Here is a 16,690-nt window from a genome sequence, read left to right as displayed (position 1 = left end):
CATATCCCTTTGCTGGCACCCCTGTTGTTCTCGGTGCTGACCGGCGTCGATGGTCCCGGCCGGATGAGGAACATCCTGGTCGCGCGGCGTCGCGCACTCCATGGCGTTGATCTGGCGTTCGTCTGGCGCTTCGGGGCGGCGGAGCCTAAGGTCAGGGCCGGGTGGGACCGGACCGATGGGGCTGAGGGTGACTGTGGACTTCGGGGGACTGCTGCGGGACCTGCGGCTCCAGGCCGGCTGGACGCAGGAGGAGCTGGCGGAGGAGTCAGGGATCTCGACGCACGCGATCAGCGTGCTGGAGACCGGGCGCCGCCGCCCGCGCGTCTCCTCGGTGAGCCGGCTGGCCGACGCGCTGAAGCTCGACGGTGCGACGCGCGACCGCCTGCTGACGGCCTCGCGCGGCCGGCAGCCGGAGGAAGGCGCGGTGGCGGGGGCGAGCGCCGGCGACCCCTCGTCCGCGGCCGCCGCGCAGCCGGCGCCCGGCGGTCCGCCCGGGCGCGTGGTGCCGAGGCTGCTGCCCTACGCCGTACCGGACTTCACCGGCCGGAGCGTCGAGGTGGCGGGGCTGCTGGAGCTGGTCGCCGGGCGGAGCCGGCAGCCCGCGGCGCCGGTGGTGATCTCGGCCATCGACGGGATGGCCGGGGTGGGCAAGACGGCCCTCGCCGTCCACGTCGGGCACCTGCTGGCCGAGGGGTTCCCGGACGGGCAGCTCTTCGTGGACCTGCACGGCTTCACCCCGGGGGACAGTCCGCTGGACGCGGGCGCCGCGCTGGCCCGCCTGCTGCGGGCGGTCGGGGTCGGCGACGACCGGCTGCCGGAGCAGGTGGAGGACCGGGCCCAGCTGTGGCGCAGCGAGGTGGCGGACCGCCGGCTGCTGATCGTGCTGGACAACGCGGCCGACGCGGCCCAGGTGCGTCCGCTGATCCCGGGCAGCCCCGGCAGCCTGGTCCTGATCACCTCCCGGCGCCGGCTGCCCGCGCTCGCGGGGGCCGTGGGGATGTCGCTGGACGTGCTGGGCCCGGACGAGGCGGTGGCGCTCTTCACCGAGATCGTCGGCCCGGCCCGGGTGGCCGGCCACGGCGAGGCGGTGGTCGAGATCGTGACCCTGTGCGGGCGCCTGCCGCTGGCCGTGCGCATCGCCGCGGCCCGGCTGGCCCACCGCGCGACCTGGACGCCGGAGCACCTGCTGGTCCGGCTGCGCGATCAGCACCGGTTACTGGCGGAGCTGTCGGTCCAGGACCACAGCGTCGCGGCGGCGTTCGCGGTCTCCTACGAGACCCTCACCGCCGGCCAGCGGCGCCTGTTCACGCTGGCCGGGCTGCACCCCGGCGAGGACTTCGCCGCGCCGGCGGCCGCCGCCCTGGCCGACGTGTCACCGGCCGAGGCCGAGGACCTGCTGGACGACCTGTACGACCACCACCTCGTCGTCGAGCACGCGCCGGGCCGCTACACCTTCCACGACCTGCTCCGCCGGCACGCCATCCGCACCGCCGACACCGAGGAGCCGGCGGCCGGCCGCCGCGCCGCCCTGGGCCGGCTGTTGGAGCACTACCGGCGCAGCGCGGTGCGGGCCACCACCCTGCTCTACCCGCACGAGACACCCTTCGACCGCCTGCCGGAGCTGCCCGGCAGTCGCGGCCTGGAGTTCAATGATGTGGCACAGGCGGAGAGTTGGCTGTCGGTGGAGCGGCTCAACCTGGTCGCCGCGGCGCTCGGTGCGGACCGGGCCGGTCTGCCGGGGGAGACCAGCGACCTGTCGAGCGTGCTGCACCGCTACCTGGACGTCCACGCCTGCTTCGGCGACGCGCTCGCCCTGCACACCGCCGCCCTGCACGCCACCGAGGCCCAACTGGACCGCGCCGGGCAGGTGCAGGCGCTGATCACGCTGGGCGCGGTGCAGTGGCGCCTGGGGCACTATCCGGTGGTGATCGAGCACTTCGAGCGGGCGCTGGCGCTGGCCCGGGCGATCGGGGACCGGGCCAGCGAGAGCCGGGTGATGGGCAACCTGGGACTGACCTACCTGCAGCTGGGTCGCTACCAGGAGACCATCGAACAGAGCACGCTGGCCCTGGAGTCGGCCCGGGAGCTCGGTGACCGGGTGGGACAGGGGCACATCCTGGGCTACCTCGGCCTCGCCCATGACCGCCTGGGCCACTACGCCGAGTCCGTGGAGCACCATCGGCAGGCTCTCGCGGTGGCCCGCGAGATCGGTGACCGCATGGTCGAGGCCCGCACGCTGTGCAACCTCGGGGTGATCCACATCCGGATGGAGCGGGACGAGGAGGGCGGCGAGTACCTGCGCCAGGCCCTGGTCCTGGTCCGGGAGGTGCGCGACCGGGTGGTCGAGGCGATCATCCTGGGCAACCTGGGTGCCTACCTGGAGCGGTCCGGCCGCTACCCGGAGGCGATCGACCACCACGAGCAGAGCATCGCCATCTTCCAGGAGGTCGGCGACCCGGCCGGGGAGGCGCGCAGCACGACCCTGCTGGGTGTGGTCCGCACGCGGCTGGGGCAGTACGGACAGGCCACCGAACTGCACCGCAGGGCCCTCGCCATGGCCCGCGAACTCGGTGACCAGATAGTGGAGTTGGACAGCACCAACATGCTGGGGGAGAACGCTGCGGCCGGTGGCGATCCGGCGGCGGCCGTCCTGCTGCACGAGCAGGCGCTCACGCTCGCGGCCGAGTTGGCGGACCGCTACGAGCAGGCCCGCGCCCACGCCGGGCTCGGCGAGGCCCACGACGCCCTCGGGCAGCGGGACCTGGCCCTCGCGCACTGGCGGCAGGCGTACGACGTCTACCGCGAGCTCGGGCTGCCCCGGGCGGACGCGATCCGGCAGCGGCTGGCGGCACTCGGGGAGGGCGGGACGGACGAGGAGGCGCCGACCCGGTGAGCCGGGGGGCGCCGGCCCGGTGGAGGGTGACCGGGCCCCCGCCGCGCCCCTGCCGCGGCGCCCGGCGTGGGCACGGCGCGCAGCGGGGGGTGGTCAGATCGAGCCGACGACCCTGCGCGGGGTGACCCGCACGACGACGCGCTCGGCGTCGTCGACGGAGGCCGGGTTGAAGTCGGCGTAGTCCTTGCCGGTGTACTTCCGGGACAGCGCGTTGATCAGCTCCTGGCCGCCCTCGGTGGTGAGCGCGGCCGAGCCGCGGACCTCGGCGTAGGTGTAGGGCGCGTTGTGCGGGTTGATCATGACCGTGAGCCGCGGGTCGTTGCGCAGGTTGACCTCCTTGCGGCGGCCGACGGTGGTGGAGAAGAGCAGGTCGTCACCGTCCCGGGTCAGCCACACCACCGACAGCTGGGGGCTGCCGTCGGGCTGGATCGTCGCCACGGTCGCGAAGACCGGCGAGTCGTCGATCAGCTTCTTCAGGTCGTCCGACAGGAGCGCAGACACGGGGCACGGCCTTTCCTCGCAGTGGTGGTCGACGCGGCGGGAACCGGGACACCTCCCCCGTCTCCCGGCTGCGTCGGGATCACCCTAGGTCGGGCCGCGCCCGCCGCACGGTGCCCCACGGCCACCGTCTGAGCCACCCGCAGCACACCGCCCGGCCCGCGCGGGTCCGTCGTCGGCCCGCTGCGAGCGGCCGCGGCCGGGGTCGGCGGGACCGGGGCCCGGTGGGCGGCGCGCTCGGCCACGGGCGGTCGGAATCCCTCGAAATGATGACCCGTGGACGGTCGGGCGGGGTGACCCGAACGTCATGGGTCCGCCCACGGCGGCCCGGCGGGGCGCGGTGGGCGGACCATGGTGGCCGGGCGCCGGTTACGGCAGGTAGTACATCGGGTTGGGGATCTTGAAGGTGCGCTCGGTGTGGCCGCCGGACAGGTCGCTCTGCTGGTCGCCGAAGTCCGCGACGATCTGGTAGCCGAGGCTCTCGATGTGCGCCCGGGTACCGGACTTGTACTGGATGGTCGTACAGGTCGGGGCGCACGGGAGGTACGGCGGCGGGGTCGCGTTGTTCTTGAGGAACAGGTGCTCGGCGTCGGCGGTCGGGAAGCCGACGGCGGCGAGGTTGGCGGCGGTCGAGGCGCGCTGGGCCTCGGGGCGGCCGGTGATGAAGAAGACGGTGTAGCCCTCCTGCGCGGCCCGGGTCGCCAGGGTGTTCATGCCGAAGACGGCCGGCATGGTCTTGGTGGCGATGTACTGGGCGTTGCTGGTCGGGTTGTAGACGAAGGTGGTCTCCAACTCGTAGTTGTAGGTGGAGAGCGAGGTGTCGTCCACGTCCAGGACGATCGCCTTCTTGGTGCCGCGGTCGTGCTTGGCCTTGTTGTCGAGGTACTTCTGCGCGTCGTTCTCGATCGCGGCGACCTGCTTGGCGTAGTTGCTGGTCGCGGACGGCCAGTGCTCGCCGCCGGCGTCCACGGTGTCGCCGTAGTACGCCTTGATCTTGCTGACCTCGTCGGTCATGTTGGTGATCTGCCGGTCGGTGCGCGGCGTCGACGAGTCGGCGATCGCGAAGCTGCCGCCCGCCACCGCGCCGCCCACCAGGACGCCGACGGCGAGCGTGGCGACCGTCCGGGAGTGGTTCTTGAGGGTTCGTCCGAGCATCGAGGGGTCAGCTCCTTCTACCGCCGCGTGGCGGGGCGCGAGTCGCCCATCGCTCGTCAGGCGGCGGCCGCCCCAGACCGTACGGCCCGGTAACCACGGTGGTCAAGAGGGAATCTATGCGCGTTGTCTATGCGCGTTGTCTACGCGTGATGCGCCTTGCGGTTGCCGGGTCTCCGGGCCGGCGCACACGGGGGTGCGCCGGGGGCCGAGAAGGGCCTCGGCGGGTGGCCCTTCGAGCGCCACCCGCCCGGTGCGGTCAGGTGCCGTAGACCTCGAACTCGTAGATCCGGGCCGCCGGGTCGCCGTTCTGGGTCGGGGTGGTGATGTTCAGTCGGGCGTAGCGGGCCGAGCCGGCGGTGATGGCGTGGGTGGAGACGTCGGCGGTGTTGGCGGTGACCTTCACCGGCGTGCTCCAGGTGGTGCCGTCGGTGGAGAGCTGGATGGTGAAGGCCCGGGTGTCCCAGGCCGGGTTCTCGCCCCCGGCGCCGGCGTGCCGCACGGTGAAGCCGCTCACCCGATGGACGGCGCCGAGGTCGACCTGGAGGTACTTGCTCGCCGCCAGGGTGCAGAACTTGTCGCTGGTGCCGCCCGTGACGCTGCCGTTGACCGCCTTGGCCGGGCCCTCCGCCGCGTTGCACGGGGTGCTGCCGGTGGCGGTGCGCCCGAGCGCGAGGTTGCCCGGCTGGCCGGTGCCCGACCAGGTCACGGTGGTGGTGGCCACCGCCGAGCGCTGGAAGGTGGCCGAGACCGCCTCGACCTCGACGGTGGTGGCGGCGTCGGTCCCGGCGCGGGTGAGCGCCGGCACGAAGTACGCGGTGCCGTCGGTGCCGCCCAGGTAGCGGCGCGAGCCGTCGGCGTCGCGCTGGTAGACGTTGTAGTGGTGCACCGCCGATGCCGATGCCGATGCCGGTGCCTGCCAGCCCAGGCGCAGCGACTTGGTACCGGCCGCGGTGTCGGTGCTGCCCAGCACGGTCACCGCGCTCGGGGCGGCGACGGTGGCGGGAGCGTCGTAGAGGGCCAACTGGCCCACGTGCACGGTGTAGTTGCCGACCGGTCCGGCGGCGTAGAGGCCGATCTGGGCGATCGTGCGGCCGGCGAAGGCCGACAGGTCCAGCGACCTGGTCTCCCAGCCGGTCCCGGTGGTGCTGCCCAGGTCGAGGTGGGTGAAGGTGGTGGGGGCGTCGGTGAAGGAGAGCGCGGCGCTCAGGTGGGTGGCGCCGGCGGCCGGTGTCTTGAGGGTGAGGTCGAGCCGGGTGGTCGCGCCCACCGGAACCCTGCTCTGGTAGAGCCGCACGGTGGCGGGGGAGTTCAGCGTGCCGGTCAGGAGCAGCGAACTGCCGCCGTTGTAGGCGTCGGTGAAGTCCAGGCTCGGGGTGAGCCCGCTGCCGGCGGGGGAGACCAGCCAGCGGTAGGTGGGCAGCACGTCCTGCAGGCCGAGGTTGTTCCAGCCGCCGGTGGCCATCACCTGCCCGTCGACGAACGAGCGGTCGCCCTGGCCGGTGTTGAAGGAGGTCACGAACGGCTTGCCGGTCACCGGCGTGGACTCGGCCTGGTAGGCGGCGAGCCCGGGCCAGGCGTCGGCGGTCGGGGCGGTGCTCGGGTCCCCGGTGGGCCCGTCCCAGAAGCGCGACTCGCGGGCGTAGTAGTCGGCGCGGTCGCTCGCGGAGTTGAAGGTCCACTCGGGGCGGTAGAGGCCCAGCGAGGTGGTGTGCGGCTGCCCGGCGGGGTAGAGCGCCGACCAGTTCACCGCGGTGGCCGAGCCGTTGGCCTCGGTGTCGACGCCGGCGTACAGGTCGTAGGGGCTGCGGCCCAGCCGTCGGGCGTCGGCGGCCGAGGAGGCGAGCTGGCCGGTGCTCCAGCCGAAGTTGAGGAACATCGAGTCGGCCACCCGCGAGCCGTTCTCCTGGAGGAAGGCGTCGTTCGAACCGTCGAGCTCGTTCTGCCAGTTGACCGAGCCGTCGGTGGTCATCGCGTCGTACCACATGAGTTCGGTGCCCGGCGCGCGGCTGTGCGCGTAGCGGATCAGGTCGCGCATCGAGGTGGCGAGAGCGGTGTTGCCGCCGTCCGTCTCCTGGTTGATGAACCAGCCGTCGAAGCCGTAGTACTGCGCGACCTGGTCCAGCTTGTCCGCCACCGGGTAGGTGCTGCCGGACTTCTGCAGGAACTGCTGCACCCACTGGAGTTGGCCGCCGTAGGCGGTCGGCGGGAAGAAGACGTTGCCGTAGACCTTGACGCCGTTGCGGTGCGCGGCGTCGATCACGGTGGCGTTGGGGGCGAGGATGATGCCCTCGCTGGCCGAACCGCCCCAGAAGACCAGCTTGTCCAGGTACTGCCAGTGGCTGAAGGCGTAGTAGTTCGGGCCGGCGGAGCCCTGCGAGGGGTTGTTGGAGGTCGGCCCGAAGGAGACCAGCGAGGTGATGCCACCCGCGCCCGCCTGCGCGTTGGGGTTGGCGCGCAGGACGGGGTCGCTGCTGCGCGGCTGGAGCGGGACGTGCGAGCGGTTGAAGGCGGCGTCGGGGTCGGTGGCCGGATCCCAGGTCAGCAGGGTGCTGGGGAACCAGGAGGAGGCGTAGGGCTGGGTGCCGGTGGCCGCGGCCGCCGGCGTGGTCACGTCTGTCCGAAGGTCCGTGGCGGCAGGCTGCGTCAGCGCGCCCGGGGCGGCGGCCGCGGCGGTGGGCGCGCCGTTCGGTGCCAGGGCGCCGGCCGTCAGGGCCAGGCCTAACGCGAGGGCGGCGGTCAGGAAGCGTTTCACGGTCAGTCTCCTGGGTGGGGGTGGGGAGCGGGTGGTGGCAGGGCGCGTCAGGCCTTGACCGCGCCGTCCGCGATGCCTTGGAAGAAGACGCGCTGCAGGGCGAAGAAGAGCACCGCGATGGGCAGCAGCGCGATGATCGAACCGGCCGCGACCAGGCGCTGGTCGTTGGTGAACGAGCCCGAGAGCGTGGCCAGTCCGAGCTGGAGGGTGTAGTGCTCGTTGGAGCGCAGCGCGATCAGCGGCCACAGGAAGTCGTCCCAGGCCCCGATGAAGCTGGTGATGGCGATCACCGCCAGGGTCCCGCGGGTCTGCGGCAGGTAGACCGACCAGAACCGGCGCCACTCGCCCGCGCCGTCCAGCACCGCGGCCTCCTCCAGCTCGTCGGGCACGGCGAGGAAGGCGGTGCGCATGATCAGGATGCTCAACGTGCTGACCGCGCCCGGGATCCAGACCCCGACCAGGGTGTCGATCAGGCCCATCGAGCGGACCGCGAGGAACATCGAGATCATCACCGACTCGAAGGGGAACATCAGGGTGGCCACGAAGAGCAGGTGCACGGCCCGGCGCCCGCGCCAGCCCCGGCGCGACATCGCGTAGCCGCCCATCGCCGCGAAGACGCAGTTGCTGCTCACCGCCAGGGCCGCCACCACCAGGGTGTTGCCCAGGTAGGACCAGAGCGGGAAGGTCCGGGCGACCTTGCGGTACGCCTGCAGGCTGGGGTGCCGGGGCAGGAAGCCGTCGTAGATGTTCTCGCCGGGCCCCTTGAGCGAGGTCAGCAGCTGCCACACGAGCGGGAAGAACATCACCAGCAGGACCGCCACCAGGACGGCGTAGCGCAGCAGCAGCGGCCAGCGGCGCCGACGCCGGGGAGTGGGGCCCAGCGGTGGGCGCACCGCACCCGCGTTGCCGCCGGTGCCGGTGCCGGTGCCGGTGCCGTGCCGCGTGGAGCGGGTGGAGCGTGCGAGGCGGGTCACGGTGCTCACGCCTCCTCCCGGCCCAGCCGCCGGCCGGCGAGGGCGAAGACCAGCGTCACCAGGAAGAGGATGATCCCGATCGCCGAGGCGTAGCCGGTCAACCCCCGGTAGCCGACGCCCAGATCACGGATCAGGAAGGGCAGCGTCTTGGCCTCGCCGCCCGGTCCGCCGCCGCGCCCGCCCAGGATGTAGACCTCGGTGAAGACCCGCAGGGCGGAGATCGTCGACAGCGTGCCGACCAGCAGCATCATCGGCCGTACCGAGGGCACCGTGATGTGCCGGAAGCGGCGCACCGCGCCCGCGCCGTCGATGGCGGCCGCCTCGTACAGCTGGGCGGGCACGTTGCCCAGGGCCGCGAGGTAGAAGACCATGTAGTAGCCCAGGCCCTTCCAGACGGTGACGACCATGCAGGAGAGCAGCAGCAGCGTGCTGTCGGTGAGGAACGGGACCGGGGAGCCGACCAGTTGGAGCCGGCGCAGCACGGTGTTGACGATGCCGTCGCTGGCCAGCAGCCACTGCCACATCAGTCCGACCACCACGCTGGAGGCGATCACCGGGGTGTAGTAGGCGGACCGGAAGAAGCCGATGCCGGGGATCCGGTCCTTCACCAACAGGGCCAGCAGTAGCGGCAGGACGACCAGCACTGGCACGCAGACCACGGCGTAGAGCATGCTGTTGCGAAAGGCCAGCCAGAACGCCGGATCGTGCAGCGCCCGGCCGTAGTTGTTCAGTCCGACGAACGAACCGCCTTGCAGGACACGGGCGTTGGTCAGCGACAGGATGACGGTGTTGACGAACGGCCAGAGACTGAAGACCAGCACCGCCAGCAGCCCGGGCAGCAGGAACAGGTAGGGCACCCACCAGCGCCGGTAGCGGGCGGCGCCGCTGGGGGCGGCGCGCCGGCGGCCCGGCGCGGCGACGCCGACCGCAGCCACTACTGCTTCTCCGCGAGCAGCTGGTTCGCCTGCCGCTGCGCCTGGGCGAGGGCGTCGGCGGGGCTGATCTCGCCCTTCATGGCCTTCTGGACCAGGGCCTTGACCGCGTCGCCGACCGCGGAGTTCCACTGCGCCGGGGTGTTGGCGTCGATGTCGGCGCTGCGCAGCGCGGTGGCGCCCACCACCCGGGATTGGCTGACCGGGGAACCGTCGCCCGGGTCGGCGAAGTAGGGGTCTGCCAGGCCGTCGGTGTTGGACGGGTAGATCGAGACGATCTTGGAGAAGGCGACCTGGTTGGGCCCGTTGGTCACCCAGGAGGCGAGCGCGTCCGCGGCGGTCGCGTGCTGGGAGGTGCGGTTGACCGCGAGCGCCTGGGTGTAGATGCCGATGTGGCCGAGCGTGCCGGTCACCGCGGGCAGCACCTTGATCTTCGGGTAGGTCTGCGGCGAGTTCTCCTTGACCTGGGCCAGGAAGTTCGGCGAGCCGGGGCCGAAGAGCAGCTTGCCGGAGCCGAAGAGCTGGTCGAGGTTCTTGCCGTCGGTGAGCGAGTCCTTGGGCATCGCGCCCTCGGCGTAGAGGTCCTTCATCCGCTGCACCCAGTGCACCGCGTCGGGGGTGTCGAAGACGAAGGACTTCCGGTCGGCGGCCAGCAGTGGGATGCCCATCTTCTGCCAGTCACCCGGCAGTCGGGAGCCGGGGTCGGCCATGAAGGCGTAGTACGCGCCGCCGGAGGCCTTGGCGGCCTGCTCGGCGATGTCGAAGTAGGCGTCCACGGTGGCGGGCGTGTGGGACAGGTCGACGCCCGCCCGGGCGGCGAGGTCGCTGTTGTAGCTCATGATCTCGGGCGTGACGTACCAGGGGTAGGCGTAGGTGCCGCTCCTGCCCGGGCTGCGGTAGGTGTCCCAGGCGCCCTGCACGTAGCGGTCCTTGGCGCTCGGGTCCAGGGCGCCGATGTCGGCCAGCTGGTCGCGGCCGGCCAGCAGGTCGAAGGAGTCGGTGTTGACGTTGACCACGTCGGGCAGGGTGCCGGCCTGGGCGTCGGTGACGAGCTTGTCGTTGTAGCCGTCGCCGGGCACGTCCTCCCACTTCACCTTGACCTGGGGGTACTTCTGCTGGAAGGCGTCGATGACGCCCTGGACGTAGTCGGTGAACTTGGGCTTCAGCTCCAGCGTGCGCAGCGTGATCTCGCCCTCGATCGCGCCGCCCGCGCTCGGGGCGGCCGAGGTCTTCTCACCGGACACGCCGCAGCCGGTCAGCGCGACCGACAGGGCGAGTGCGGCCAGGGCGGCCGCGCGCGGTCGCGCGGTCTTGGTGGGCCAACGCTTCATCTTCACTCTCCGGACCGTGGCGCCGCGGTCACCAGGTGATCGCGACTCTGCGAAGGGGGACCGGGCGCGGTTCCCCGGGTCAACCCGAGCGTTCGCGTCCCCTCCGAGGGCAGGAAGCCGGCGGTCAGAAAGGGACAACGTTGTCAATGCGTGGGGGTAGCATTGGCCTTGCACATCAGGGCTGTCAAGAGAGCGGGATGGGGAAGTGGTTGTGACCACGACCGGCCAGGGCGGCGGCCGGCGCCCCCCGGGGCTGCCGACGATCAAGGACGTGGCCGAGCACGTCGGGGTCTCCTTCAAGACCGTCTCGCGGGTGGTCAACGGCGACGGGAAGGTCTCGGCGCAGACCGCCCAGCGGGTGCGGCAGGCCGTCGAGGAACTGGGCTACGTGCGCAACGAGAGTGCCCGCCAGCTGCGCCGCGGCCGGACCGGGACCGTCGCGCTGCTGGTCCGCGCGGTCTCCGACCCGTTCTTCGCGGCGATCTGCGACGCGGCGGCCGAGCGGGCCCGCGACCACGACCTGGCGGTCTTCGTCACCTCCACCCACGACCGGGCCGAGCGGGAGCGCGAACTGGCCACCGCGATGGCCGGCCGGCGGCCGGACGGCCTGGTGATCACGCCGATCGCCGAGTCCCAGGACTACCTGCAGGGCGTGCTGGACAGCGGCATCCCGGTGGTCGCCATCGACCGGCCGGCCCGCGGCATCCAGGTGGACGCGGTGCTGGCCGACAACGCCGGCGGGGTGCGGGACGCGGTCGAGCACCTGCTGCGGCACGGGCACAGCCGGATCGGCTACCTCGGCGACGCGCCCGAGATCTTCACCGCCCGCGAGCGGGTGGCCGGTTTCCGCTCCACCGCCGAGGTGCACGGTCTGGGCCTGCGCGAGGAGGAGATCGACCTCGCCCGGCCCGACGACGAGCGGATCGCCACCCTGCTGCGACGCTGGCGGGCGGCGCCCGACCCGGTGACCGCGCTGGTCACCGGCAACAACGCGATCACCATGGCGGCCCTGCGCGAGCTGGTGGACGAGCCGCACCCGCCGGCCCTGGTCGGCTTCGACGACTTCGAGTTGGCGGACCTGGTGCGCCCGGCCGTCTCGGTCGTCGCGCAGGACCCGGCGGCGGTGGGGCGCACCGCGATCGACCTGCTGGTGGAGCGTCTGCGCCAGCCCGAACGGCCGGTGCGGACCATTCGGGTGCAGACCCGGCTGATTCCGCGCGGTTCGGGGGAGCTGACCGTAGGACAACGTTGACATCGGCCGCGCGCCCGTCCTACCGTCGGCCGACCGAGACGACTCGCTGCATCCCGAGGTGGCCATGCCCGTTGACGTTCGTTCCGTGGAGTCGACCGACCTGTTCGTCCGAGCGTCCGGCCGGCCCGGCGAACCGCGCCCGTCGCAGCGGCCGGCCCAGGTGCTGCGGGTGCGGCTGGGCCGCAAGGGGCTGCTGCGCTCCGGCCCGCTGAGCGTCACGGCCGCCGGCCCGGGCCTGCGCCAGGCCCATGCGGTGCACCTGGAGGCGGACACGCTCACCCGCCGGGGCGAGGCCGCCGTGCTGGAGCTGCCGATCCTGGTGGAGTCCGCGCCCACCGGCCGGCGGCTGCCGCTGGAGGTCACCGTCAGCCGCGCGGACGGCGCGGTGCTGGCCCGCGGAGCGGGACACCTCACGGTGGCCGAGCCGGGCTGGACCATGTACCTGGTCCCGCACTTCCACTACGACCCCGTCTGGTGGAACACCCAGGCCGCCTACACCTGTCCGTCCGAGCTGCTGGCCGCCGACGGCACCACCCGCCGGCTCTGGGAGAACAACGCCTTCGCGCTGATCGACGCGCACCTCGAACTGGCCGCCCGCGAGACGGTGTACACCTTCGTGCTGGCCGAGATCGACTACCTCAAGCCGTACTTCGACACCCACCCCGAACGGCTGGCCGAGCTGCGGGCGTTGCTCGCCGAGGGCCGGGTCGAGCTGCTCGGCGGCACCTACAACGAGCCCAACACCAACCTCACCGGCGCCGAGACGACGATCCGCAACATCGTCTACGGCGTCGGGTACCAGCGCGACATCCTGGGCGGGGACCCGCGCACCGCCTGGCAGTTGGACGTCTTCGGGCACGACCCGCAGTTCCCCGGCTACCTCGCCGACGCCGGGCTGACCGGCAGCGCCTGGGCCCGCGGCCCGTTCCACCAGTGGGGGCCGGTGCAGAAGAACTTCCGCGAGGCCAAGGGCGACGCGACCCTGATGCAGTTCCCCAGCGAGTTCGAGTGGATCGCGCCGAGCGGAAAGGGCGTGCTCACCCACTACATGCCCCACCACTACTCGGCCGGCTGGTGGATGGACTCCTCCGCCACCTTGGCCGAGGCCGAGCAGGCGGTCCACGACCTCTTCAGGATCCTCCAGCCCGTCGGCGCGACACGGAACCTGCTGCTGCCGGTGGGCACCGACTACACCCCGCCCAACCGCTGGGTGACCGCGATCCACCACGACTGGAACGCGCGCTACCTGTGGCCGCGCTTCGTCTGCGGCACGCCGCGCGACTTCCTCACCGCGGTGCGCACCGAGCTGGCCGAGCGCGGTGTCCAACCCTCGCCGCAGTCACGGGACATGAACCCGATCTACACCGGCAAGGACGTCTCCTACATCGACACCAAGCAGGCCCAGCGGGCCGGCGAGGTGGCGGCCACCGACGCCGAGAAGCTGGCCACGCTGGCGGCGTTGCTCGGCGAGGGCCGCTACCCCGAGGCCGCGATGGACAAGGTCTGGCGCCAACTCGCCTACGGCGCCCACCACGACGCCATCACCGGCTCGGAGTCGGACCAGGTCTACCTCGACCTGCTGACCGGCTGGCGCGAGGCGTACGACCTGGCCGGCGCGGTGCGCGAGGCGGTGGCCGGGCGGCTCACCGCCCGGATCGACACCCGCGGCGAGGGGACGGCGGTGGTCGTCCTCAACACGATGTCCTTCCCGCGCTCCGGCCCGGTCCGGATCGAGATCGACCGTGCGCTGCTGCCCGCCGCCGGCTACGCGCTGCGCGACGACCGGGGAGAGCGGGTGCCGCTCGTCCTGGAGGCGGCCGGCGAGCGCAGCGTGGTGCTCGGCTTCCGGGCCGAGCAGGTGCCCGGCATCGGCTGGCGCAGCTGGCGCCTGGTGGCCGACGAGGCCGCGCCGACGGGCTGGCTGACGCTGCCCGCCGACGAGGGCTGGACGATCGCCAACGAGCACTACCGGATCACCGTGGACCCCGCCCGCGGCGGCGCCGTCAGCTCGCTGGTCGACCTGGCCACCGACCGCGAGGTGCTGCAACCGGGTCGGCTGGGAAACGAACTGATGGTCCATCAGGAGTACTCCGCGCACCCCGACATGGGCGAGGGACCCTGGCACCTGCTGCCCACCGGAGCGGTGACCGGCAGCGCCTCGGCGCCCGCCGAGCAGGTGCGCGTGGAGCGCAGCGGGCTCGGCAGCCGGATCGTGGTCACCGGCACGGTCGCCGAGGTGCGCTACGAGCAGACCCTCACCCTGCACCACGGCGGCGACCGGCTGGACCTGCGGACCAGGGTGCTGGACTTCACCGGCGCCGACCGCCTGCTGCGGGTCCGGTTCCCGGTGGACGTCGAGGGCGGCCTGCCGCTCTGCGAGGTGGCCGCCGCCGTGATCGGCCGCGGCTTCGCGCTGCCCGACGTGGACAGCGCCCAGCAGCCGTGGACCCTGGACAATCCGGCCAACACCTGGTTCGGGCTGGGCAGCACCGTCCGGATCGAGATCGGCGCCCCGAGTGGCGAGCGGCTCGGCGCGCGGGCCGTCGCGATCGCCGAGGTCGTGGTGGACACCCACGAGACGGGCGCCACCACCGCCCGCGAGCTGGTGGTGGCCCTGGCCCGGGCCGGGGTCACCGCGACCACCTCCAGCGCCGCGGGCTCGCGCTACGGCTGGCTGGAGGTGGACTCCAACCTGCCGGACGTGCGGATCCTGCTCGGCGGTCCCACCCAGAACGCGCTCACCGCCGAGCTGCTGGCCGGTCGCGATCCGGCCTACCGAGCTGAACTGGAACGACAGTTGGCCGCCGAAGGCAGCGCCGCGCTCTGGGTGCCGGCCGACCGGCCGCTGCGCGAGGTCTGGCAGCCCGGCGCCGACCTGCGCGACCTGGCGGCGCTGCCCGCGCTGGTGCTGGCCGGAACGGACGGCGCCGCGCTCGTCCGCCGGGTGGCCCGGGCCGTCGAGGAGCTGGCCGACGCGCGGATCACCGCGACCACCGCCGGGCCGGGACCGGTCGAGCAGAGCGAACGGCGCACGGTGGCCCTGCTCACCTACGGCCTGCCCGGCTTCGCGGTGGACCCCACCGGTGCGCTGCACCTGTCCCTCATGCGCTCCTGCACCGGCTGGCCCTCGGGTATCTGGCTGGACCCGCCGCGGCGCACCGTCCCCGACGGCAGCGGCTTCCAACTCCAGCACTGGACCCATGACTTCGACTACGCCCTGGTGGCCGGCGACGGGGACTGGCGGGAGCTGCGACTGCCCTCGCGCGGCCAGGAGTTCAGCACCCCGCTGATCGCGCGGGCGCTGCCGGGCAGCGGCGGCGACCTGCCGGCCCGGCACGAGCTGCTCGCCGTCGAGCCCGCCCGCGACGTCCTGCTCGCCACCCTGAAGCCGACCGGCAACCCGATCGCGCGCGGCAGCGCGGTGCCCGTCGACCCGGCCGCCGCGGTGACCCTGCGGCTGGCCGAGAGCACCGGCACCGCCGGCACCGCGCGGGTCCGTTCGGCGCTGCCGCTGGGGGCGGCGCGGCGGGCGAACCTGCTGGAGGTCCCGGGCGAGCCGCTGCCGGGGCTGGGGCAGATCGCGCTGGGCGGCTTCGAGGTGGCGACCGTGACCGCGGGTCCGGCGTACGAGCCGGGGGCGGGGTCGGTGTCCGAGGCCGGGCCCGAGGCGGAGAGCGAGTCGGTCGCGCCGGGCCGCACGGACCTGCTCGGGCCGGCCGGCGAGGTAGTCCGCGCGGTGTACGCCCGCTACTGGCTGCACAACAAGGGCCCGGCGCCGATGGGTTACCTGCCGGTCTCGGTGACCCTGGACCCGGCCGTGCTGTACCTGCCCGCCCCACCGGCCGGCACGACGGCCGGCAGCGGCCCGGAGGCCACCGTCGAGGTGGTGCTGCGCAGCCAGCTGCGCGACGCGGCGGTGGAGGGCGTGGTCGACCTGCTGGTCCCGGACGGCTGGAGCGCCGAGCCGCCCTCGCGGGTCTTCGGCCTGGCCCCCGACGGCCACCAGCGCTTCACCGTGACGCTGCGCCCAGGGCCCGGGGCGGTCGAGGGGATCCACTTCGTCAGCGCCCGCCTGACGGTGGCCGCCCCCGCCGACCCGGCGAACACCGTCGAGGACGTGCTGTCGGTGGTGCTGGGTGACGACCCGCAGGCCCGGCTGATCCTGCCCGCCGCGCCGGTCGTCGAGGAGCGCGCCCAGCCCGACCACCAGGGCGTCAGCGAGGAGCAGGGCCGGCCCACCGGACTGGACGTCGAGGTGCTCGGCGAAGTGGTCGAGGTCGGCCCGGGCGGCCACGGCGAGTTCCGGCTGCGGCTGGCCAACCGCACCGCCGGCGAGATCCGGGCCGAGGTCCAGCTGGTCTCGCCGTGGGGGACGTGGACCAGCCTGCCGGTCGTGACCAGGCCGGCCCTGGTGCCGGCGCACGGCGTGTGCGAGGTGGGCTTCGCGGTGACGCCGCCACCGGACCACCCCGGGGGAGCGGCCTGGGTGCTGGCGAAGGTGATGTGGTTCGGCCGGGTGCAGTACTCGGCCTGCGTGCCGCTGCGGATCGGAGCCGTCCGATGACACTCGCCGCCTCGGGACACCAGCACCAACACCCGCACGCGCACCCGCACGCGCCGCAGGGGGCGCCGTCGGCGGAGGCGATCGCCTGGATCGACGGCGTCCCGCTCGCGCCCGCGCGGCTGCGCGGCAGGATCGACGCGCTGCGCCGCAGCTCCCGGGCCGGCCTGCTGCCGTCGCCCGGGACCGCCGAGGACCGCCAACTGCACCGCTGGGTGGCCCAGGTGCTGATCACCGAGGCGCTCTGCGAGCAGCAGGCCGAGCAGGCGGGACTCACGCTGCCGGCGCCGGGGGAGGCCCCGCTGGCGGCGGCGGCCGCCGTCGAACTGGGGTCGATCGTGG

Annotated in this window: 10 protein-coding genes; 4 read left to right on the top strand and 6 right to left on the bottom strand. The window is 73.2% G+C overall.

Annotation, left to right across the window (positions count from 1 at the left end):
• Nucleotides 1–187 precede the first annotated feature (187 nt).
• Entirely contained in the window at nt 188–2,893 is a 2,706-nt protein-coding gene (locus ABD323_RS17310; protein WP_344442527.1) for an ATP-binding protein, read from the top strand.
• A gap of 93 nt (nt 2,894–2,986) precedes the next feature.
• Here the strand turns inward: ABD323_RS17310 and ABD323_RS17305 are convergent, their stop codons facing one another.
• The 6 genes from ABD323_RS17305 to ABD323_RS17280 form a co-directional block, all read right to left on the bottom strand.
• On the bottom strand, nt 2,987–3,394 hold the full coding sequence (locus tag ABD323_RS17305) for a PPOX class F420-dependent oxidoreductase (RefSeq protein ID WP_344442526.1): 408 nt from the start codon (nt 3,392–3,394) through the stop codon (nt 2,987–2,989).
• A 366-nt stretch (nt 3,395–3,760) separates the two neighbouring features.
• Nucleotides 3,761–4,546 (bottom strand): HAD family acid phosphatase, encoded by a 786-nt coding sequence (locus tag ABD323_RS17300; RefSeq protein WP_344442524.1) that lies wholly within the window; start codon nt 4,544–4,546, stop codon nt 3,761–3,763.
• A 256-nt stretch (nt 4,547–4,802) separates the two neighbouring features.
• The gene (locus ABD323_RS17295) at nt 4,803–7,298 is read right to left on the bottom strand and encodes an endo-beta-N-acetylglucosaminidase (RefSeq protein ID WP_344442523.1); all 2,496 of its coding nucleotides are present in this window, start codon (nt 7,296–7,298) and stop codon (nt 4,803–4,805) included.
• 47 nt (nt 7,299–7,345) lie between these two features.
• Nucleotides 7,346–8,281, bottom strand: a complete 936-nt coding sequence (locus ABD323_RS17290) for a carbohydrate ABC transporter permease (RefSeq protein ID WP_344442522.1) — start codon at nt 8,279–8,281, stop codon at nt 7,346–7,348.
• Nucleotides 8,278–9,207, bottom strand: a complete 930-nt coding sequence (locus ABD323_RS17285) for a carbohydrate ABC transporter permease (protein ID WP_344442521.1) — start codon at nt 9,205–9,207, stop codon at nt 8,278–8,280. Before ABD323_RS17285 ends, ABD323_RS17290 begins: the two co-directional genes overlap by 4 nt.
• Complete coding sequence (locus tag ABD323_RS17280; protein ID WP_344442541.1) at nt 9,207–10,535, bottom strand: ABC transporter substrate-binding protein; 1,329 nt, start codon at nt 10,533–10,535, stop codon at nt 9,207–9,209. The genes ABD323_RS17285 and ABD323_RS17280 overlap by 1 nt, the downstream gene beginning before the upstream one ends.
• 211 nt (nt 10,536–10,746) lie before the next feature.
• Between ABD323_RS17280 and ABD323_RS17275 the strand changes: the two genes are divergently transcribed.
• The 3 genes from ABD323_RS17275 to ABD323_RS17265 form a co-directional block, all read left to right on the top strand.
• Nucleotides 10,747–11,787, top strand: coding sequence for a LacI family DNA-binding transcriptional regulator (locus ABD323_RS17275; protein WP_344442520.1), 1,041 nt, complete (start codon nt 10,747–10,749; stop codon nt 11,785–11,787).
• Between the two features lie 64 nt (nt 11,788–11,851).
• A complete protein-coding gene (locus tag ABD323_RS17270) occupies nt 11,852–16,351 on the top strand; it encodes a glycoside hydrolase family 38 N-terminal domain-containing protein (RefSeq protein WP_344442519.1) in 4,500 nt (1,499 codons plus the stop codon).
• Nucleotides 16,348–16,690 (top strand): DUF7158 domain-containing protein (locus ABD323_RS17265; protein WP_425556037.1); only part of this gene is annotated, 343 nt, incomplete at its 3' end. The genes ABD323_RS17270 and ABD323_RS17265, both read left to right, overlap by 4 nt.

Source organism: Kitasatospora nipponensis (assembly GCF_039528135.1).
In the GTDB taxonomy this organism is placed as follows: Bacteria; Actinomycetota; Actinomycetes; order Streptomycetales; family Streptomycetaceae; genus Kitasatospora; species Kitasatospora nipponensis.
The sequence above is the reverse complement of the archived record's forward strand: the minus strand, read 5'-3'. Positions and strand labels throughout refer to the sequence as shown.